The organism is Hahella sp. CR1 (genome assembly GCF_029813005.1).
In the GTDB taxonomy this organism is placed as follows: Bacteria; Pseudomonadota; Gammaproteobacteria; order Pseudomonadales; family Oleiphilaceae; genus Hahella.
On record NZ_JAPELK010000024.1, the window covers coordinates 30,038 to 52,434 of the forward strand.

At 48.4% G+C, this 22,397-nt stretch carries 12 protein-coding genes and 1 pseudogene; 4 read left to right on the forward strand and 9 right to left on the reverse strand.

The genetic code is table 11. The features are described 5' to 3' along the window. Positions 1-6: 6 nt before the first annotated feature. A complete protein-coding gene (locus ONV78_RS30735; RefSeq protein WP_279508409.1) occupies positions 7-582 on the reverse strand; it encodes a hypothetical protein in 576 nt (191 codons plus the stop codon). Between the two features lie 407 nt (positions 583-989). Here ONV78_RS30735 and ONV78_RS30740 point away from each other — a divergent pair, with 407 nt between their 5' ends. The 3 genes from ONV78_RS30740 to ONV78_RS30750 all read left to right on the forward strand — a co-directional run bounded on the left by ONV78_RS30740 (position 990) and on the right by ONV78_RS30750 (position 3,435). After that, positions 990-2,045: a prolyl oligopeptidase family serine peptidase gene (locus tag ONV78_RS30740; RefSeq protein ID WP_279508410.1), complete on the forward strand. Its 1,056-nt coding sequence runs from the start codon at positions 990-992 to the stop codon at positions 2,043-2,045. Between the two features lie 129 nt (positions 2,046-2,174). Next, the gene (locus tag ONV78_RS30745) at positions 2,175-2,789 is read left to right on the forward strand and encodes a suppressor of fused domain protein (RefSeq protein WP_279508411.1); all 615 of its coding nucleotides are present in this window, start codon (positions 2,175-2,177) and stop codon (positions 2,787-2,789) included. 163 nt (positions 2,790-2,952) lie between these two features. Beyond that, entirely contained in the window at positions 2,953-3,435 is a 483-nt protein-coding gene (locus ONV78_RS30750) for an ATP-binding protein (protein WP_279508412.1), read from the forward strand. Between the two features lie 335 nt (positions 3,436-3,770). Here the strand turns inward: ONV78_RS30750 and ONV78_RS30755 are convergent, their stop codons facing one another. Further along, the gene (locus ONV78_RS30755) at positions 3,771-5,789 is read right to left on the reverse strand and encodes a hypothetical protein (protein WP_279508413.1); all 2,019 of its coding nucleotides are present in this window, start codon (positions 5,787-5,789) and stop codon (positions 3,771-3,773) included. 155 nt (positions 5,790-5,944) lie between these two features. Here ONV78_RS30755 and ONV78_RS30760 point away from each other — a divergent pair. After that, positions 5,945-6,109: pseudogene (locus tag ONV78_RS30760) on the forward strand (ATP-binding protein); the annotation flags it as partial. A 338-nt stretch (positions 6,110-6,447) separates the two neighbouring features. Here ONV78_RS30760 and ONV78_RS30765 read toward each other — a convergent pair. The 7 genes from ONV78_RS30765 to ONV78_RS30795 form a co-directional block, all read right to left on the reverse strand. After that, complete coding sequence (locus ONV78_RS30765; protein ID WP_216738422.1) at positions 6,448-6,786, reverse strand: hypothetical protein; 339 nt, start codon at positions 6,784-6,786, stop codon at positions 6,448-6,450. Positions 6,787-6,899: 113 nt separating this feature from the next. Further along, positions 6,900-7,160, reverse strand: coding sequence for a SymE family type I addiction module toxin (locus ONV78_RS30770; RefSeq protein WP_127970216.1), 261 nt, complete (start codon positions 7,158-7,160; stop codon positions 6,900-6,902). A 472-nt stretch (positions 7,161-7,632) separates the two neighbouring features. Continuing rightward, on the reverse strand, positions 7,633-8,982 hold the full coding sequence (locus ONV78_RS30775) for an N-6 DNA methylase (protein WP_279508414.1): 1,350 nt from the start codon (positions 8,980-8,982) through the stop codon (positions 7,633-7,635). Continuing rightward, complete coding sequence (locus ONV78_RS30780; RefSeq protein WP_279508415.1) at positions 8,979-9,557, reverse strand: restriction endonuclease subunit S; 579 nt, start codon at positions 9,555-9,557, stop codon at positions 8,979-8,981. The genes ONV78_RS30775 and ONV78_RS30780 overlap by 4 nt, the downstream gene beginning before the upstream one ends. Positions 9,558-9,750: 193 nt before the next feature. After that, positions 9,751-13,971 carry an N-6 DNA methylase gene (locus tag ONV78_RS30785; RefSeq protein WP_279508417.1) on the reverse strand — a complete coding sequence of 1,407 codons (4,221 nt, stop codon included), beginning with the start codon at positions 13,969-13,971 and terminating at the stop codon, positions 9,751-9,753. 71 nt (positions 13,972-14,042) lie between these two features. Next, positions 14,043-16,886, reverse strand: a complete 2,844-nt coding sequence (locus ONV78_RS30790) for a helicase-related protein (protein ID WP_279508418.1) — start codon at positions 16,884-16,886, stop codon at positions 14,043-14,045. After that, positions 16,883-22,120, reverse strand: a complete 5,238-nt coding sequence (locus tag ONV78_RS30795) for a DEAD/DEAH box helicase (RefSeq protein WP_279508420.1) — start codon at positions 22,118-22,120, stop codon at positions 16,883-16,885. The genes ONV78_RS30790 and ONV78_RS30795 overlap by 4 nt, the downstream gene beginning before the upstream one ends. Positions 22,121-22,397: the final 277 nt, after the last annotated feature.

Here is a 22,397-nt window from a genome sequence, read left to right on the forward strand (position 1 = left end):
CCTTAGCTAGCCTTGAGCCTCATTCGTGCTGATGAAGCTCACGCCTGTCAACTCATGGTTTTCAACCAACTGCTTAAGTTCTTCAGTGCAATAAAGGCTTGAGCAGTTGTCATACTTGGTTTTGAACACCAATTTGTCCCTCACGTCCTCTGAATTGAAGGCTACCGTGAAAGGTTCCGAGGGCTCCTCTCCTAACTTATGGGGCTTGCTGTTAATCTCGTCGATTCGTCCTTCGGTTAAACAGTTAAATAAATAATAAGTCGAGTCACCGATTTTCAACGGAAGGAGTTCACCACACCTTTCAAGCTTCTTTCCTAAAGCCTCAAACGCTCTTGGAGAAAGGACTATTGAAGCGCCAACCCATTTGGATAAATCAGGTATCTCGCCATCAGGATAATCTTCAACTGGTTCAAAGGCGGTTTCTAACGGCTTCCACCAGCCAGACATTTTCAGGTTCGAATCTGAGAAGAGATAAAGCTCGTGGCGGGGTATGTCCGCAGGCGCGTGCTGCTTTAAATCAAATTGTGTTAGCAGAATCTGTTGAAATTCATATCCGTCGTCGTCGATGAAAAAAGTGTTCATGAACCAACTCATTAAAAGGCTACTGCGAAGTTTTCGGGTTGAGATTCCAATAAAAAGCCGATTTCTCGAAGCTTGGCTCTAAAAGTTTTTTCACTTCGAAGACTATTTAACTTCTTATCAAGCCACTTTTCGTAGGCATGAGTATGAATCTCTAGATGAGATCGAGCATCAGGTTGTTCGCTGAACCAGTGGTGTTGTTTATCGTCTTTCCGTTTTAGCATCCACGCGCCATTATCACCTGGGAGTGGTTTTCATGTATTTTCAAAGTACATTCTCCCTGGGAAATTATTCCAGCAGCACGTCCTAAAACACGATCAAGGTCTTACCGTACGGGCTTTTTCGCTTAAATAGCCGTCTTCGGGGTTGTCGTCAGCAACCCTCTAAACAGAACAAATATGGAGAGGCTAATGGCGGTATTTAGCAGGTTTATTTACTGGTTGATCCTAATGTTGGGTATGGCGTCGGGCTGTACTGTGATGGCGGCGGATCATGTGGGCGTGCGGCATCTCAGTGTGGCGTCGGAGCCGCGCGCTGGCGATCTTGATGTGACGGTATGGTATCCGGCGACCGAGGGCGGTGAGCCGGTGTTATTGGGCGACAGTATTTTCTTCTCTGGCGTTCCCGCCGCGCTTAACGCACCTATGGCTACCGGAAAATTTCCGCTTATCATGCTTTCCCATGGCGCAGGTCTGGGCGGAAGTGCGCAGGCCATGAGCTGGATGGCGACGCCTTTGGCGCAGCGGGGATTTATCGTCGTCGCGCCGACTCATCCCGGTAACACAGGGCCGAATAGATCGGCTGCAGAAACGATGAAGCTCTGGTTGCGGCCCGTTGATCTGACTGACGCCCTTAATGCGATGCAGACGGATGCGTTTTTCCGCGAATATTCACGCTTCGACAGGGTTGGCGTTCTCGGGCTTTCCATGGGGGGCGGCACGGCCTTGCTGATGGCTGGAGCCCGCCTCGATCCTGAACTACTTGCGTCATACTGTGATACCGACCAGCGTAATGCGTCCCTGTGTGAGTGGGTAAGGAAAAGCGGCGTGGATCTACACACAATGGACCTTCAGCCAGCAGGCCGTGACTATCGTAATCAACGTATTCGCTTCGCAATGGCTATCGACCCCGTGCCCATAGACGTTATTGCAGGCGACTCTTTCAAAGACATAACGACCCCCGTCGCACTGGTGAATCTGGGACCACCAGGAAAGATCCCGCAAACAGCGTTGGCTTCTGACATAGCCAAGGCCATCCCTGACGCCATCTACACACTGATCAGCGACGCCAGTCACTACAGCCTGTTTGGCGAATGCAAACCTCATGCGGCGGACATCGCCGAAGAAGAACTGATAGGAGAACCCATATGCTCCGACGGTGGCGGGCGCTCACGGCCTGCGATTCATACGGAACTGGTTCAGTTGGTTTCCGGTGCGTTTGAACGGGCGTTGAAGGGCGCGCAATAGTGGGAAGCTTCTCGAATTGGCAAGCGTGGTTGGTAATAGAGACATAGCCAGAGCCTCGATCCCGACTGGAGTAAAAGACATACTTAATCCTTCTCTGGAAGGGAATACTGTTAAAGGACGCATGTAGCGGTGGTTGAAACGATGCTAGGCGACGATGAAAGAAGATTAGTTAACGATATTAGACGGACTGTCATCCTCCATGATTATATTTCTCATTGGGGGCAGCCCATCTCTCGTACATTGTGTTCGAATAAAAACAGTCAAGTTGACGTTGAAGTCTATGAGTTTTCTTCGAAAGAAGACGGCGTATACCGTTTAGCGACAATCGGGATTTCCGGTCAGGTGCTTGAAGGCGGGAGCTTGGCCAACTGGGAGTTTCTGCTATCTCTCCCAGCAGAATGGGAAAAAGAGGAAACCTCAGAGGTAGTCAACTATCTGCTTGATATTATGGCGTATTCGTTGCGCCCTGATGTTGAAGTTAAGGTAGGAAACACAATTCCTGAAACGTCATTGGCGCCAGCTTCATGGACAACGAAGGCTGTTTTATTTGATGAGCCCCGTGGTGAACCAGAGGATATGTCCAGCTTTAAAGTTGGAGATCAGGTTGTTGACTTAATTTGGCTGGTTCCGATCACAGAAAAAGAACGCCAGCTTATAAAAGATAGCGGCATAGAAGAATTCGACAAATGGGAAGCTCATTCCGACAGCTCATTAATCGATGTAAAAAGAATGAGCATAGTTTAGCCTGCTCAGTACAGGTCTATTGCTGCGTGCAAGGGGTCGTCCTCGAAGTTTCTAAACTGAAAAACGCGTATATGCGGTTTCCTAATGTCGCATACACCTGGATGCTTCTGGCGATGTGGCTACAAATGCAAGTATAGAAAAATCAAGTAGTAGGTAGAGCCGAATGTTGGTGCTTTTGTGTGGAAAAATGGGCGCTGGGAAAACGACTAAATCCAAAGAACTGGCAAAAGAGAGGGGGGCGGTTCTGCTCTCGGAAGATATATGGCTTGAATCTCTATATCCCGCGCAAATTCGTAGTGTTGAAGACTATGTAAAGTATTCAAATATGATAAAGCCGTTGGTTAAATCGCTTGTGCAAGATGTGCTCAATACGGGCTCTGATGTCGTGATGGATTTTCCTGCTAATACAATCGGGCAAAGAGGTTGGCTAAAAAGCATATTCACCGGAATTGGCGCTGATCACGAGCTAATATACATAAAAGCGCCCAACGAAATTTGTTTGAATCAAATAGCCAAAAGACGCATCGAGCAACCGGAACGAGCCGCAACGGATACTGAGGAAATGTTTGTGCAAATAAACAAATATTTCGTCGAGCCTTCTCCTGAAGAGGGCTTTAACGTCACAATTATTGAGCATAATAAGTAGCAGCAACGGACCCACCCTCTTGTGGCTCGCAGCACTCACTCGGCCACAAATGGGCTCCACTCCATCCACCGTTCGCCCTGAGCTTGTCGAAGGGCCTCCCAGAGCGCTAATCCAAAACCACTAACCAGCTCCAGCGGTGAAAACGATCCCGACTTCAACTTCCGTGTCCACCCCAAACCCAAGCTTTTACAACATGCTACGGACATTGCTCAAGAAGAGGTCGCGGAGCATATTTGCTTAGACGCTGGTGGACGGCGATAGTTGATCTATAGGCCTGCTCACTCTTGCAGGCCCTATAATCAACTTTGCTTCAATCTATCTGGCAATGGAAGCGGCTATAAAGGGTATTTCCCAGGTAGGAACCTTTTAATGACGGTGATCTGGAGAGAAACAACAGCGCCAAACCCAATTAACGACATTGCTGATAGATGAAGTTTAAGGTAAGGATCAAAATCGACGGCCTTGGAGATTTGATAAAAGCATATGAGAATGCAAATGAATAGTATGTCGCTCGCATGTTTTCGTACAAACTCGAACTTACCGAATAGTCGCCAAATTTCAAAGTACAATTGCATAATAAGTACGCCGACGACAGTGAATATTGCAGCCTGCGTTAAGCACAAAAGGGGTGGGATTCTCCATAGGCATAGAAGGATAGCCGCAATAATCGAAATAAGGAGCACGGCAAGCACTTCATTAATAGCCTGAATTGGGCGCAATGATTGGTAGAATTGCTTTTCACTGATATCAAGATTTGAGTTAGTGAAAACATCTCCCACTTGACCGAGAGTTGGCGACTTCCCTGGTTTTTGACGTTCAAGCTCATTGATGGCTGCGTCAATCATCCTCAAGTAGCTTCTGTCGATCAATTTACGTTCAGCGATATCGGCGGCAAACTCCCGCGCTGGTGTCGATTTATCGATGCCAAACACTCGAAAGGGAAGGAGTGTATTCAGTACGTGGTCATACCAAGAGCGATAGTGTTGCTTTAACCTGTCTTTTCTCGTTAATGGAGCTTGCTTAGGAGGGGAGAGCTGCTTCTTATTGGTAAACAGAAACCACTCAAACTTGTCCAAATGGTGTTTGTAGTTGGAGAATTTCAAAAACGCATGGAGCTCCTTTGCGGTGAGGTCTTGTTTAGCCCCTTCGCGTCGCTTGGCGTAAGCTTGTATGATCTCGATAACTTCAGATAGAAGCGCCTGAACCTCAATATTGGAAGTCAAGTCGGGATTTTTTTCCAGCATTCCCTCCAGGTCTCTATCTATCGGCCTGGCAAAGTTTGCAAACAGGATAGTCTTTCCGCCGCGCAACGACAGGTAACGCCGAGCTAACGCGCCGTCGCTATCAAAACGCTCCATAAATTCCTGGTCTTTCTCAAGGTGCTCATAGTAGGACTGTAATGAGTCGCCTTTAAAGCCCTTTGGTGTATTAGGTTTTGCTGATTGTCCGGGCGCTGCTTGTTTTTGAATAGAGGGAGGCAATATGACTCTGTTTTCTTTCGTATCGTAGCGCCATAATTTGGCTTCTTCGTATGAAATGCGGTGCTGCGCACCCACATTTGACCGGAGTTCAGGCTTGTCTATCCACGCAAGCTGTTGGCCAGTTTGAAGGTCTCTCAGCTCCAACGCATCCTTGTAACATGCCACAAAGCGCATCCCTTTGGTCGTTTGAACCTTTAATAGTCTAAATGGTCCATCGCTGTAGTAGATTGAGCTGTAACTCATATAGCGTTCGTTGGCCGCATGGAGAAGTTCTTTAACTTCCGCATAAATGGAGCCGCTGCTTTTAATACGCTCCCAGTAATTGGGGATAGCATCTATCTGTTCGATCAGCCAATCGTTAAGTTGTTGCTGGCTACTGATAAATAGAGGCGGATTTTTCCAAAACAGTTCCTGTACCTTCTGAGATAGACGTTCACTGCAAATTAATTCGCACACCTTATTGTCCCAGACGATAGCGTGGATGGCGTCCTCAATTTTTTTATTATCAATTATGGCGCGGTCATGTGACGCGATATCACTCTGATTAAATTGCTCTAACTTTCTTTCACTGTGCTTTAAAGCCGCGAGCAACTCAGGCTCGTCTATATATTCGATGAACCTGATGAGATGCTTGATATTGAGGGTTGATCCATTGTATGGCGTGTAACAGGTATACGCGCCTTTAAACCCTTCACTAGCCATACCAAAGAGCATGGTCCCATATAGTTGAATCGGTAAGTCTGCAGGGCTAAAAAGATAGTTGTCGGTATAGTCCTCGGCTATGTAAAAGACCACTTCATAAAAATAGGCGTCTTTTGAAGCTTTAAGCGATTCAAAGGTTGTTTCCAGCACTGGAACGGCGTTGAGTTTCATTTACTTTACATCCCTAATTCGGCGGGCGGATTCTACACAAAACTTATTCCTTGTGTCTGCCCTGATTAAAGGGACGTGTCAGCTTTTTGGATCTGTTTTGGACTTGGGCTTTCTGACTGTGGAAAGCAAACACTTAGATAGGGCGTGCTAACTACACTAGCCAATTACCCATTGAGGAATGGCACGGACTGATCGGTGACGCGACCCTCGCAGATGCCATTCTGGATCGTCTGGTTCACAACGCCTACAAGATCAATCTCAGGGGCGAGTTCATGCGGAAACAGCAGGCAAAGTTGACGGGTGCCGAGACTTCGGAGTAAGAAGAGAAACCCCGCGTAGCTACGCTCCGATGGGTGGCAGCTTTGCTCCGGTCCGGGTGGCAGGCTTCACGTGGAATGGGTGGCAACCTTCAGCGGTTTTCGCACTTGTCCTTTGATGGGGTTTCAGAGCTTGCTAGTAAACACATTTCAAATATAGGCAAATAACTCAAGCCAACTACAGGTGGCGGCTTAGTCGGGCGCTAAATTCTCGAATATCATGAGCATATATAGTCTGAAAGATGTTATTAATTGTAGAAGTTCAGATCTGACCTGACAGACACCTCCTAAGAAACCGGTTACTGTCAGATCAGATATGAACTTCTACAGTTTAACGTCTATCAAATCAGATGATCGAATCGACCCTTTTTAAAAGCGGATTCGACGTAATATATGGTTTTCTCATATATTCCCATTTGTATGTCATCGAACCCTTTTTCATGTTCCTCATTGAAGAGCGGGTGCTCATCATCATAGTAAGGGAACATAAGCCTGGCTTTCTTCTTTTCAATAACCGCCAAATCAATTAGCGCCTCAGCCTCCTCGTCGCTAAGAAATATGGGTGGCTTAGTATCAAGGCCAGGAAAAGCGTCTTTTAAAGCAACATAACCTTCCTCGTGCACAATTCGAGCAATATCTTCTATAAGCTCAATTGGCATCAATACTTCACGTTTAATCATGCATTTTCCACCTTTAATAGTGCGCCAGGATACCCCTCACTCAAACGCGCGACTCCATCCACCGTTCGCCCTGAGCCTGTCGAAGGGCCTCCCAGAGCGCTAATCCAAAACCACTAACCAGCCCCAGCGGTGAAAACAATCCTGCCCTCACTGACGCTCACTTCAACTTCCGTATCCACCCCAAACCCGGCTTGCTCCAGCCAATAACCCTTAATCAACATCCAGGGAACGGGTTTGAAACCGCCATAATCATAACGGCTGGAAGAGAGATGATAATCGTAATAACCCTTGCGGACCTTGAGACGGCGCTGATGGGGAAGGGCAGATTTTCCTTTAGCCGAGCGACGCTCTGGCTTATCATGCGGCTTAGCCATGATTGACTCCTTGAAAGTCTTTTGTGGTTAGCTGCCTCTGGGTGTTGCGAGCACTCAGGGGTAGCGCTTCAATTCATATATTTAAATCGAGATATTTAGTTATATTTTCCTTTGGAAACGGTCGGTTTCTAACGAGGGAAATACCCTCCTATCATTAACTGGAATGCTGGTTAAATCAACAGGTATTTTGATAATTGCCTAGGATATTTAATTAAAATAGGCTACTAAATATGAAGCTAAAGAAAGCGACGAAATGCTGTGCCGCTTAGCTAACATATTAATATTCACTTATTTTAAGTGCTAGTGCTATATTCAATAAATCTATTTTCTGCTCCCCATGAGCTTTATAGATACGCCGAGAGATAGAACGAATATCGATAGAGAAACGATAATTGTAGCTGCCTCATTCCCTTGAAAAAGGGTCTGTAAGCTAGCGACTATTTCTAAATAAGTGTGAGCTATTTCATTCATATTAATATTTCACTCCTAAGCTATTTAAGGCTTTGACCAATTCAGAATTAATTTCTGACTTTCTGGTCTCTAAGTTTGAAATCTCTGATAATAGAACTTCGACATCTCCAATATTTTTTGTCGTGATGGATGTGATGTGATTTCGGGGAATCAAGTTAAACTTTTTTTCTTGTATTTCACTGTAAGGTACGAGCCTTGAGTGCTCATTTACTACGCCGCTTAACGCGCAGGAAACTATCCATCTCACGTCTTTTTCTGATAGTTCTCCGCGACGTGTGCTGAGCTTCGATTCAGCATCGATAAAATGCACAGGTCTATTGGGGCCTCCAGTTTTGTCAAAAAGTATGACTGCAGTAGATACCTCAACGCGTGGAAATATTTTATTTGGTAGGGAAATAACCAGACTAATATGGCCCTCTTCGAGGAGTTTTTTTCTAATTTCTCCTTCTGCCCCCCCTCTAAATAAAACTCCTTCTGGAACTACTAACGCCGCACGTCCTCCTGGTTTTAAAAGTGATAGTGAAATTGAAATAAATGCAAAGTCCCCATTACTATTTGGGGGGACGCCCCAAGGGAAGTACTCTTTTGACAATGGAATATTTGTGCGTTCCATCCAATTTTTGTAGGAAAATGGGGGGTTACTTAACACAATGTTAAAGTTTTCTTTTAAATCGGATGCGAGATTGGCGTGTTCTTCGGTACTTTCTATCAATGCATTCTTGTTATGCATAAATAAGTTCATTCTACTGAGAAGAATGTTGTCTCTTCCATGAGAAATGCCGTGGAGGTTGTTGCTTCTGTTAATTTCTTTAGCAAAGGCAAGGCTATTCGCCATAGGGCCAATTATGGGGTCGGATATAGTATCTTCGGGCTTTATTTTTGCTATTTGGCTAAGCATGGAAACGACATTCTTGGGCGTATAGTAACCGAGCCCATAAGCTTGGCCATATGTATGGAATATTACATCTGCTACTTCGTCAAATAGACTGACAATTACTTCATTATCGCAATTTTGATTAAGAGTTTTGACTTCATTCAGTATGATGCTCTTGATGTTCTCTAATGTCGCTGATGACTTGCTTTTCTCAATGGTTTCTTTGCGTATTAATTCGGAAATTCCATTTAATTCTTCTTTATTACTACCTTCAAGCTTAGAAAGTGAAGCTTTAAGCCATTCAATGGCGGGGAGAGTGCTGCATATGTCTTTCTTAGGGTCTGCAGAATTTAGTCCTGCAAATAGTACTCCCATTAATAAGTTTATGGCTGTATCTATACCATAGTCAGTAGATAATGATGGAAGGTGGACTTGAGTCAGGCTACTAGCTATTTTCTGGAGTTTATCTTTGGTCATGATATTACTCCATTTAGCGCTGCAGAAAGTAATTTCGCATCTATATAGCTACGCTTTTTTATCAGAATATTATTTAGTATTTTCTGTTCTTTTTCCGCTAAGTCAGCAGCCACTATGATTTTCTCTTGAATATCTAGAGAAGGGACTGCAATCGAGAAGTCTTTAAGCGAAGTTAAAGAAATGAACTTTACAGTTGCTCCGCGAGCGAAGTCGCTAAGCCTTTTCTGAGTGTCTGGGTGATTAATAAACCATGCTAAATATCGAGGGAGCACATATTCTCTTTTAACAGTGAGTATATGAAAGAATGATGACGCGACTACATTTTCATCTACTAGATCAAAAACAAGTGCACGGTTTTGAGTGCTTTTTGCGCAAAAAAGTATGTCGTTTGGGTGAACTAGTTTAGATTCTTGTACTTTATTCCAGGGTTGGCGAACTAGCTTGCTTTTTTCCAGAGAGTAATTCTCTATAGCTTTGCTATTAGCGACAAAATAGGTCCCTTCAGGATCATCGATCAGACCGGAGCTAAATACCTGACCTGACCGGAGACGAGCGATTTCTCCAAGTGTTTTCATGAATGAGTCTCTGCGATTTCTTATACAGTAACCTACCTTACTGTTTGGACTCTATGCAATAAAATTTGGGGCTCATAGTAAAAAATGATGCAGGGATGATTAATTTAAGGGGACCGCGATTGTCAGCAATGCGGCGCAGTTCATTGTCGAGCCGTTTCGTTTAAGGGAGACGGCGGAAGCATGAGTATCCTTTTCAGCTTTTCTTACTAAGCCGATCCCAAGCCTCCAACACCAACCGCCGGGTGCGGTATTCACCAAACGCTTTCATCTCATTCTTTTTCAGTACCCGGAATGTTTCGGAAGGGTAGTCTTCGCCCATGACGTCTGTCGGGTCGAGGATGTAGCGTAGTTCGTCGCGGGTAAGGCCGTAGAGTTTGGCGTAGTAGGCGTCCAGCTCGCTTTTGAGGAGGTGGCGGCGTTCTGGATCGAATTTGAAAGGAGGGCCGTTGTAGCCCAAGTCTTCAGCAAATGGCTTTAGATCGTATGCTGTATAAACGAGTTCTAATACACGGGGCCTTATGTAGTCGATATCATCTCTATCATATCGATCTGGCGGCAGAGTCACGATCTGCTTTTTCATATTGTATTTGAGATGAGTGCCGCCAATTTTTTGCCTGGCTATGAAATCATGGGGTAGAGAGGTTTGATCAGCCAGTAGACAAGCAATCTTCTGTTTATCATCAACTTCTGGATACATCAGCAAAAATGTATCTCCCACAGCACTCAACGGAATCACTCCGGCAATCACAGTGCGCTCATTCGTAGCATTTGTAATATCCCGCCAACCCAGCAGGTATTTTGGCCGGCGGGCTTCCAGCAGTGGCCAGATGAATGAAAACGGGTCTTGTGAGCGGTTTAGATTGGCGAGGAGCTGGTCAACTTCCTGATCGTTCAACATGGACTCTTTCGCTAACAAGCAGGCAGTGTTTATAGCGCGGTGATCATAAGTGTCGTCATACAAGTCATTGTCACCACTGGATCGGGCGTCTTGCAGAAGACCTCTAACAATCGCGCTGTCTATTCCGTCAGGATGGGTTTCGATGTATGAGCCAGCTGCCCATAGTCTGAGATTGTGATCCAGCTTTTCTGTGTCTTGCTTTTTAATCGCATCCAGAACGGCTTTTGGCGCTCGGGTTGTGCGGAGTGTGACTTCATTTTCCGCTACCCAATAGCGAGGCAGGCTGTGGTAGTTGGGGTTTTGTTTTTCCGCGAGAGTGCAGTCGCGGCTCGTCTTGCCGTCTATTTCGTAGGTAGCCCAGCGGTGGTCGTAGTGGTGAACCATTTTGGCTTCGTAGAGGGGGAGAAGAGGAGCGTCGCCGTTTTCATTTCTGTGCATACAGTCAATGAATAAACCGCTATCAGCCGACATATGGAACATGGCCTGGAACTTTATTCCCCAAGGGTTTATCTCTGGAGAATTAGCCCTCGCTTCCTTAATCAGGATCGGTGCATTTGAATAAATCTTCTTAGTTAACTCCGCGTCTTTATTGGAACGAAATACTGGGCAAGTATTTGTGTTTGGGTTTATTAAAGCGAAATCCTTGCTATCCAATGAAAAGCTTCGGTTTCCATCGGCAAGCTGTGTGGTTTGAGTGAGATAGAAAGCCAGTGTGGCTTGTGGAATATCCTTTCCAATAGTGAGTAGGCAGAACTTCATACGAGAGTCTACGTCAGCAAATATTTTTTCCCGATTTTCAAAGTCAAAAACGCTAAACAAACGGTGGTCTTTATTCAACCATGAGAAAAAGTGCTTGGTTGAGTCATCAGTTACTATTCCCGTTGGACAAATAAATCCAACTCGACCACCTGACCTGATTGATTTTGCATTGTGTTCTGCAAACGCAGCATAAAGGTTAACATCACCACGGCCGGTTAATGGGTATCTTCCAGACAGACGAATAAAGGCGCTGGAGCCCTCCGCATCCCGTTTGGCTACCTGAAACTCCTGATACAACCGTAGGTCAGCAGGGAAAGCGCTCTCTGATAATGCATTAATTAAACGAGCGCGCGCCGCAGTATTGGGTGCGTTGGCGATATCCTCACTTCTCGCCGCAAAGAACTCTTTCTCCTGAAGCTTGATGCGTTCCCATGGGACGTTTCCCAGCATCACGTCAAAACCACATTCGCCATCCTCTTTGCTCTCAAAGATGTGAGGAAACTTTAGAGGCCAATGGAAGAACTTATGTTGATTCGCCAGTTTGCGTATTGATTGTACGATTTCGTCAGATACGCTCTCACCGTGGGCAAGCAAATGCAGGGTGTCATTGGTAGGAACGGTGTTTTTGGTTTGCCTTGTTTTGGGGGCGAAGAAGGCGGCAGTGAAGGCATCTTCCTTCAGTCGCTCTTGACAATACTCCTGTCTCTCTTTGAACGCGTCATAAGCCCGTTGTTTAGCCGATACTTCTTCCAGTGTTCTCTCATGCAGTCCTTCGATTTCATGAAAAGCCTGAACAATAGTTCTGAGAGATAGCGCAATTTTCTTTCCTGTTTTTTTATTCGCTTTTCGCAAGTCCGAACAGATACCTTTGTCATCGCCAGTCAGCGCTTTAAACGCGTCGTCAGGTATCCCATTTTCAATCAGTGCGGGATCATGAAGGCCTACCAGTGAGTTGCCCCATTTGATGTGAGCATTGAGGAAACTTAATGGCTTGCCAGGCTCCACCGATTCCAACCATAAGGCGATTTTGCAAAGCTCGATCGCCATTTCATTGATATCCACACCATAGATACATTTTTGCACAACCTCGCGCATGGCTTGGCGATAGCTCAGGCTTGATTCCAAACGAACTAACTCGGTGGCTAAACGTTGGGCAGCCGCAATGAGACAGTGGCCTGAGCCGCATGCAGGGTCACACACTGTGATCTTGAGGATTGCCGCTTTTGGATTTTCTGGACTTTCTTTTAAACGGTTTTCAATGACAGGATTAAGAGCGGACTTGATCAGTTCTTGCACCAGACTGTCTGGTGTGTAGTAGGTTCCCAATGACTTACGTGTGTTAGGGTCGTTAATAAAACCAAACCGCCAGGCGCCATTCACCTTAATCTGCGGTGTCAGCTCTAGCAGAGATTCATACACCGAACCAAATTCGGTGGTATTAATATCCCGGTAATTAACCGGCCGTAACACGTCGTTTTGTACAAAAAAGCAGAGATTGAATAACGCCTCATACAGGTATTTGTTTTCAAGCTCGCACTGGTCCAAGTCAGGACACTGATCGAGCGCGAAAATACCGCCCAGCGCAGGCTGCGCCAGCAGAGGTTGCCCCACGGCAAAGCCTTTGAAAGTGACCAGCAGTTGCCGCCATGCATCGCCGTATGAATCCCGGCATGAGCGCAGGCGCGCTTGTTTCCTGAAGTGGCTCACGCTGTACCATTTTTGATACAGCTCTCGGGCGCCGCGATAGTCCTGCTGTTGATAAAACTGCGGCAACAGGGCGATGTCTCTGTCTTCCGCAACCAGCAGAAACAGAAACCGATACACCAGGCGTTGTATCTGATTATGGAAGCCTTTTTCGTCAAGTTCCCCGTTGGTGAATAAATCACGTAAACGTTGATTTTTGGAGTGTGACAGAAAGCCCGTTCCCAGAGACTCCATGGCATGCTCCACGCCATAGCGAAGAGACTCTTTGGCTCTTTCTCCTTCTTCTTTGCCTTTCTCGCGCCACTTCTCCAACCAGCAATGCTCCACGGATAGAACGGAGACATTTTTTGATGTCAGTGGCCTGGTGCGAGACTGGTGCAGCAAGAGCCAGACGATGGTGAATTCCGCATAGTCTTCCTCGTCGAATATGCGGGCAAAGTCGACTTCGATATAAGCAGGGCGGGTGATCGCAGGATTATCGCGCAGTAAGCGAAGATAGAACCCATTGGATACTATCGCCCACAGGCATTGCTCTTCTGCATTCAGGTACTCCTGCGCCAAGGCGGTCGGGGAACGCCTCTTATCGCCTTTTTTGTCTTTTTGGCCAAACTCCGCATCAGATTTATCCAGATCCTGGTCCGCACCGCATAACACAAAGGGAAGGGTGTGCTCGTTAGCAAAATGAGTGATGGGGAAATAACGTTCTCCGATAGTTATCGGGTCGGTTGGTTCAGGGCGATAACAGAAGACGTGCTGCAGCAGGGGAAGCATCCATTCTTCAAGAGCTAACCTTTTCTGGCTTTCATGATCAGCGTAATCCTGACGCTGGGCCAGTTCCCGATAGTTCTGCCATAAAGACTGTGCAATACGCCAATAGCGCCCCAGTTCTTCATTGAACTTCAGGCCTTTGGGAATGCCGTATTCCGCCTCGGAGCGCCCTGGCAGGGCGTTGCGTCCGGTCTCTCGCAAGCGGGTTAAAAGCTCCGTACTCAATAACCCGCCAATGACATGTGTTGATTCAAAGGGCTGCTCGATCTGCCTTTTTAACGCCATGTTCATCCCTCCTACTGCGATTGACCGAAGTCGACTTCAGATAACTTGAGGTGAGGGCCTGTATCCGGAGCTTAGAAAAGTTTTAGGTCCGGAATCAGCACGTACACGCCCAACACATCCACAGGAAATTGTGGTTTTACTTCATAGCTGCCTTTGGCTTGCGCCGCCTCGCGGGTGCGGCGATGATCCGCTAATAACTGTTTGGCCTGCGCTTCCGCCAGGCTTCTAAACATTGGCTGCTTTTCTTCCAGTTGGCTGAGTTCCTCAGCCAATTCGCGCTCTTTAGCCTCTTTACACATATTCTTGCTCACGGTCGCCTGCATCAGCTTTAAGGCCTGATCTTTCGGCATGACCGAAGCCTCATTATCGGCATTGATGGCGATGGCCAGCGCTTCCTCCGCCAGCAGGTCACATTCATGCAAGGTTCTTTTGAGAATCAACCGCGATCGAATGCGCAGCAAATAGATGACTGTGCGCGTTTCTACTTCCTTCGTGTACAGAGCGCCGGCTCTGGCGATCAGATCGGTGTCTTCGCCGCTCATCGCCAGCTCCGCCAGGTAGTCCGCCAAGTGTGAGACCAGAGGGTGGGTGCGATGTATAAACTCCGCTTTGAGGGCGCAGGGATAGTAGAAATCGATATGCTTTAGAGTGAGTAAGCCGGCGGCATCCAGGCGGTCACGAAGGCCGGGATGCTTTTCGCCGAAATGGGGTAATGGGGCTTGATAGCCACCATGCTTCAGACTTCTCAACGGTGCGCCCAGGCGCTCGCAGGCGTTTAAAACAAAACGCTTTACGTCTTCCTCTGTTCCCAGCACGGCAAAGGCCTTTTCCCATTCCGGCAGGACGTCTTCCGGTTTTAACCGGTTTTGCGCAAACAAGGTGCGGTGTCGTCTGGCTTTTTCGCGGGCTGAATCCCATTTGGCGTCCAATGCCTGGAGGTCTGCGTCCTGGGCGAACAGGTCGTCCATGCCTTTACTGCCAATATAGTTCCCGCTGCGCAGGAGTACGGCTTTCATCAGGGCTTGTTCTGCGCGGTCTCCTTCTTCGGGCATGGGAACGGTAACGCCAAGGGCTTTGCGAATACTTTCCGCTTTTCTGAGGATGACCTGTAGAACAGCCCCGTCCACAGGATTTTCTTCGCCGTAGTACATGAGCGCCTTAACGGTTTTAGCCTTTTGCCCGAAGCGATCAACCCGGCCTTCACGCTGTTCATGACGGGTCGGGTTCCAGCTCAAGTCATAATGAATAACGGCATTGAACTGCTCTTGCAGGTTCACACCCTCTGATAAGCAATCTGTTGCGACCAGTAATGGAGCCTTGTCGCTGTCCTTAAGTTGCTCAATGCGCTCAAGTCGCTCTGTCGGCGTTAAATCGCCGGTGACATGAATGACCTCCCGTTGGGGAAAAGCGGAGTTCAGCTCGTCCGCCAGGTATTCCGCTGTGGCGATATAACGGCAGAAGATAACGGGGTTATACCCCTCATCCAATACGGGTTTGATAATCTGTTTTAAGGTTTGCAGTTTAGGGTCGTTGCCGCTTTTCAGATGCTTGGCGCGCTCAATCAAGCGCTTCAGTATTTCAACATCTTCCTCCTGGGCTGCGCCGGGCTCGACATCATCCAACGTCAGGTTGTCATCAGTTCCATCCAATACGCTAATAGCGCCTTGCTCGTTCAAGGCGTCAAGGTGACATCGTTGGTCTTCCTCCTCAGGCGATTTGCCATCGGGGGAGAGGGTGTTGTCGAGGCGTGTATTGAGCGCGCGTATCGCCGCTTGAGGCGATGAAGAGATACAGCGGAGGAGCGCCAGTGCCGCCCACCAGTTCATTCGAGCCTTGAAGGTTCCTTCCGACTCTCTACTGACCAACTCGCGCGCGTATTCAAGCACATCATGGAAAATGGCGTTCCATTCTCCCGTCAGCTTGTAAGTCGCTTCACCGGTCAGTCTGTCAGGGAACAGGTTGCCTTCTTTCCACTCACCAATATCCTGCCGGCGCCGTTGCACAAAATGGTTGGCCAGCGTCTGGCGAAGAGGATGCGCCGCATTGTCTATGGTTTTCAGATCGACGAACTCAGGCCTCAACAATGAGAGCAGGTTATAAAACGCTTCTTCGTCGCCACTGTGCGGCGTCGCTGTCAGCAACACCATGTGTCTGGATTCCTTCGCTGCGAGGTCTTTTAATAGTCCATAACGTAAATGAGGACCCATACCAGTTCTGGCGCAGGTATGAGCTTCATCCACAATGACGAACTCGGGGCAATGAAGCAGGAAGGCGTCGCGGCGGGTTTTATTCTTGATGTAATCCAGGGACACAATCGTAAAAGGATGCTCTGTAAATATTGAACGGTCCTGTAGTAGACCTCTCTCCAGGCGCGCCGCGGTGGTAGAGCGCACGATAGTGGCGTCCAGATGGAAACGTTCTTTCAGCTCTTCATGCCATTGCTCGCACAAATGGGGCGGACATAGCACGGTAAATCTGTTTATTTCCGCCCGGTCCAGCATTTCACGGACAATCAGGCTCGCCTCTATGGTTTTGCCAACGCCTACGTCATCCGCGATTAACAGACGAATGGTTTCCAGTTTTAGCGCCATCATGAGGGGAACCAGCTGATAGGCGCGGGGCTCGATTGCGATATTACCAAAGCTGCGGAATGGGCCTGCGCCAGCCCGTAACTTCAGCATTAACGCATCGCGCAATAGCAGGCCGGCGGCCTGTGTGCCAGAGTGCGTCACCTGCGGAGGCGGAAAGCAGGCGGAGTGTATGGGCTCCAACTCTGGAAGCAGCGCCGTGATGGCGTCATCACCGCCTCCGAGAGGGCGTAAATGGAGTAACCTGGCGTCGCTCTGCGGCAGTACTATCCACTCTCTGCCTCTCGCCGTGACGACAGATCCGGGACTGAAAGTTTGCTCGTTCATTTCGTCGCCGCCCCAAAAATATCTGGGTACTGAGCGAGGATAGAAGGCCAGCGCTCACGTTCTTTAGGGAAGCGGATCACGGTTAATCCATGCGCGCGAAGCCGCCTCGAAAGCTCTTCGTCCAGCTTTTGCCGTTGCGGCATTTCATGGTGAGGACCGTCTATGTAAATGGCGGCGTTGTGATCGCTGTATACAAAGTCTGGTCGGGTTCTGAACTTTTCTATGACAACCTGCGCTTGATCCGGCAACCGGTGGCCGTTTGTCTTGAGATGATCCAGAAAGGCGCTTTCCAACGAGCTGCCGGAAAGCTGTTTTAAATAGTCTTCCTGTTCTGTGTAAGGTTTTGAACCTGCGCCGACTTGTAGTTCAGAGTGGACCAGCTTGAGAAGCGCGTTGACCGCTTCGCTGTTTTTGCGGTCAATCAGTTTGTGATCAATCTGGTTGTAGTAACTGAGCAGGCAGCGATAGCAACCGGCGTCGCAGTCGGAATTAATATCTTCAGGCAAACTGGCCCAGCCGTCGTTTGTCGAGTAATGACAGATTCTCAGTGCGCGCTCTGCAATGCTCGCAAAGGCGTATTTGTTGCTGGTCAGCCGGGTTAGGACGCCTGCGCCGCCTTCTGACGCCTCATAAAACAGTATGGTATTCCGGTCATCCCGACTGGGGAGCGGTTCAACCACCAGCTCCGCTTCTTCGATCTGGAACTCTTCTTCAATGCCGCGTTTCAAGGCGTATTGCAGTGTGGCCAGGGCATGTTCATCAAGTTTAAGCTCCGCCTCCGGCCTCAGTATCAGAATGTTGCGTCGGTCTTCCACATAGGGCGTGATACGTTCTACATGGTTTTCTCCTTGCGCCAGATCATCGCTGTTTTCCTGGGCGGCTTGTTCGTCGGCGCTCCATTGGCCGGAAACGGCGTCGATGTTGAAACCGTAGATGGATGGATTTTTTCTACGCCGCCATCCCAGGTTCAGCCGCCAAACCGTGGCGGTGGGCGCATACTGGACCGTAAACAGGCGATGCCCCTGGCTGAGCAGCTCGCCTTGGGTGACGCGCAGGCGACCATCAGTCTGATGGAACTGGACGGTGGTCTGCATTTCGTAACCTTGCCTTTGCCGCTCTTCTTCGTCGCAGGTGATGCGGTAGGCTCTCTTGGTGCTGACATTGTCGATGCGATAAAGATTGGATACGCGCTTTCCACCCTCAATGGGAGAGCCGCAGGCGTTACAAAGTTCATCCTCCAGCTGGGTATGAAAATGTCCATATCCGCAGGCTGGGCAGAGTCTGGCTTCTTCTTTGACTAAACCGGGCTGATCCAGTGATTGCTCTGGACGCACGCCCAAGATGACTTTTTTGACCCGATATTGACTGCCTTCATGATAAATAAGACTTAAAGGTCCGAATTCGGAAATGGCCAGAAAGCGCGGTCTGGCGAGAAAACTATCGCGACCGATGTTGCCGCGTCGGCCTTGAATGTAGGCCAGCAAAGGCAGGCGAGGGAAGTTATAACCAGGCAAGAAGCCCTGACTGGCCAGATAGCGATAGGTGGAGAAGTCCGAGCTGGTGTCGCTATGCGCATCAAGCAATAAATCCATTTGCGTTCGCGCTTCGCCGTAACGTTGGCCAGCCGCTTTTCGCTCTGTCTCACTGGCTGCTGGGTTGGTATTGATCAGGTGCGCTTTCTGCATTTGATCCTGAGTTGAGGCGTACAGCTCCCTCCAACGATCCAAGGAATCGCAAAACTCTCTGTAAGCGGCATTCACTTTGCGCTTCATCCACTGGCTGATGGCTTCCTCTAAAGAATGCTCTTCACTAAGCCAGGCGCCTTGTGCGACTGCTATATCGCCAACCAGCATTCTCATAATATCCAAACCCCGTTCTATGGTTCGGCTGCGAACTCTATCGCTGTTCATCTGCATGTCGAACTCATCCAAAACCGGCATGTTCGAGGGCTGGTTCATGTCGAGCATCAAGTTGACGGTCTTAGGTAACGCCTTTTTGGTTTCACTCAGCCAAATGGCATGTAGGTGGCTGGCGATAAGGTCTTCGTTCGCCAAGTCCAGGGTGGGTGGGCTGACATGACCGTGCACCATACGGGCAGGATCGGAAAAGAAGTACTGATCATGAGGACTTAATGCAGCGCAGTAGGTAATGACCAAAGCAGGCTGCCCGGAACGACCCGCTCTACCGGAGCGCTGTGCGTAATTGGCTGGCGTAGGAGGGACATTGCGCAAGTAAACGGAGTTCAGGGACGCGATATCTACGCCAAGCTCCATGGTGGGGGAGCAGAATAGTGTTTTTAAAGTTGCTTCGCGGAACTGTTTTTCCCTTTCCTCCCGTTTATCTATGCTGACCTGGGCGGTATGTTCACGAGCTTCAAGCTCAAAGAATGTCCTGTTTCCAGCAACTAAAAATTCAGCGATGTTTTGATATAGGTTTTTGAAGTACTCGTTTTCTGAGCTGTATGGGGTCGTCGGGTCAGTTGAGGATACGCCTGCGCTGGGCATCCATTGTATAAACTCCCCAACAAGTTGATAGCCTTGTATTCCTCTCTCTTCATTTACTTCTTCGACAAGACCATAACTTTGAAGCACTCCGATTAAACTTGAGATGAGATCAGGGTAATTGGCGTCATTTATTCTGGGAAGCAGTGAAAGATCGTCGCCCCATATGTTGGACCTTTTTAAGGTTTGGCCCAATGAGGATCGGCTTGAGGCAGTGATAAGATTGTAGCTGTTCCTGCCTTTGGGTTTGCTTGTCAGAATCATAGTGCAACTTGGTTGAAGTTGCTCTTCTTCCGTGAAAGCCCAGGGCTCTATAAGGTGTGCGTAGCTTTGAGACTTGAACTGCTCTTGCTGATAAGCATCCAGGAACCTGCTTTTGATACACAGACCTCGGCGCATTGTATCTAGAACGGCTTTGAGGGCTTTAAATCTGCTTTCTACCGAAACATTCTGCAGCTCAGGAAATTTTAAATTTTCCCACTTGCGTTGGTCCTGACTGAGATCAGCGAGCCCTTCGTATTCGATCTTTAATAATCCCAGTTGCTCCAGGTTAGGATTATTGAAGCGCCAGCCTCTTCTTAAATCAAAATAGAGCCGATAGGAGAGCACATTCCTTAACGCTTCCTCCGCTCTTCTCAAGCCTGGCCCATCAATGGCTGGGTTGGCGAGATACTGTGTCCTTTCCTCAATTCGGTCGAACCCGAGACATTGGAAAACTGCTTGTGACAAAAGACTGTCAGTGAGGTAGCCGTTTGGCGCTCTTTTAACCGCCGCCAGTAGGCTGGATCGGAGTAACAGTATCTGAATAAAGTCGTTGTAATGGCCTGCTTGCAGTGAAGCATCCTGTCGGTTATCGGTAAAGCCCAGCAGCTTTTTGGCGTCGTCCTTTAATTCTGTATCGCGCTCAAGCAAGTAGCGTAATGCAGAGATAGTTAGCACCGTCGTTGCGGAGGAGCGGCCCTCGCCACTGAGAGACGTGAGTCGGCTCGCTTCTCGGCTTTTCCCGCGGTGTACAAAGCCGCAGTTAAGACAGAATCTGAAACTACCCGGGATGAACCATCCTCTTTCGCCCTGAATATCGATTGTTCCATCAGGCTTTACAAAGGTTTCGGTTGGTTTGAATTTTTTGTAGCTGCTGCTAAGACGGTAATCGCCGTTTTTTTCCTCTAACCAGTGTTCCGGATAACTGCTTTCGTAATTGCCATCGTCCCATCTACGCTGTGGATCGAGCATGAAATAGCCCCAATCACTGGATTCCTCATCGTTATTCTTGTCATCAATACCCCGGGGCTTTAACGCGCCTTCGCCGCTTTCATTCTCATACCAAACCGGATGGTAATCCTGTCCACATTGGCGGCAGAAATAGAGGGTGTAGAACAATTTTTCCCGATTGCTGCCAGGCAGAAACTGCTGGCCGCTAAGATCCACCACTCTTTTTCCTTCCGGCTCCAATGTGGAATAAGCATGGCTGGGCCCAGAAATAAACTGATGCAGTCTAAATGCAAAAACGGGCTTTCCTGACGGACTCTTGCAGCGATATGCCGCCAGCAAGAACCGACGGAGATAATCCTGACATGATTGCCGGTCTAAACCCGAGTCAGCGGAAAGTCGCTCCGCCGCCCATGCTAGATTCTGGGGTTTGGCGCGAACCCAGCGGTCTTCTTCCCACACCAAACCCAGAGTAGACTCAACCCAGACTGAGATGGGATGTGCGCAGAATGCCTGGAAATCAGAAGCAGAAGGAATGGGTTGTTGCAGGGCGCGGGCCAGTGTTTCGGGAGTTGGGTCAATGTTTTGTGTCGTTATACGCTGCAGCGTTTCGGTCACAATATTTTCCGGCTTAACTTGCGCGCCGAACAATTTGCTGGCCACGGTCGCCACGGCTGCATTCTTCGCCGCCAGCGACCCTTCACTGGCCATAGTGGCGGAGGTGCCTATACATAACACTTCTGGGTTTAGCGCCTCGCGAACGCGACGCACCAACATTGCTACGTCCGCTCCTTGCCGTCCTCGATAGGTATGGAGTTCATCCAATACGAGGAAGCGTAAACCTTTCGCAGACTGGATTACTTTGCAGTCAAGCCCGTCCTGCCGCGTCATAAGCAGTTCAAGCATCATGAAGTTGGTCAGGACAATATCCGGTGGATTGGCCGACATAGCGTGGCGGGCTTCTTGGGACTCCTGACCGGTATATCTTCCATAGGTAACAGGCTTGTTGTCGCCATAGTGGCCAAGAAACTTTTCCAACTCTTCTAGCTGTGAGTTCACCAAGGCGTTCATGGGATAAATGATGATCGCTTTGATGGAAGGGCGGGAGTGATGTTCTTTCTCTTTCAGTATCGCGTCGACAATCGGCAAGATATAGCTAAGTGACTTCCCAGAGCCTGTCCCCGTCGTTAACACATAACTTTGTCTGCTTTGCGCCAAGCCGATGGCGGCCTGCTGATGCGTATGCAGGCCCGCAGGAATGCCTTGGGGATCTGCATCGCTGCGGTTAAAACGGAAAATACTCGCGCACTCTTTATGCAAAATCCCTTTTGCTACTAAGGCTTCAACATTGTCGCCGGGAACGAATGAAGGGTTAATTTGAATCAGCGGCGCCGGCCAATAATGGCCTTTTTCGTATCGTTCGGAGATAAAACTTTGGATATCAGCGGCGCTGATTTTGGCGAAGCTTCGGCTGAAACTTTCATAGTCAGCGATTACAGCATCGCGATATTCAAATACGTCCATCGTTCAGGCTTCCTGAAGATTGTTAGTGCAGGAATTTCTGTGAAATCAAGCAGTAAACAAATCACATCCTAATTCTCCATATCTTATGGAGATGCCTGAGTCGTCCTTGGTTGTTGGTTGAAATTTGATCAGGTGAAAAGAAGTATAGACAAGGACTTCAGAAATGCAGGGAAAATTGTTGATGAATTACTTGCGTTTCGAAGAGCCCTTCGACAGGCTCAGGGCGAACGGGGCGAACGGGGCGAACGGGGCGAACGGGGCGAACGGGGCGAACGGG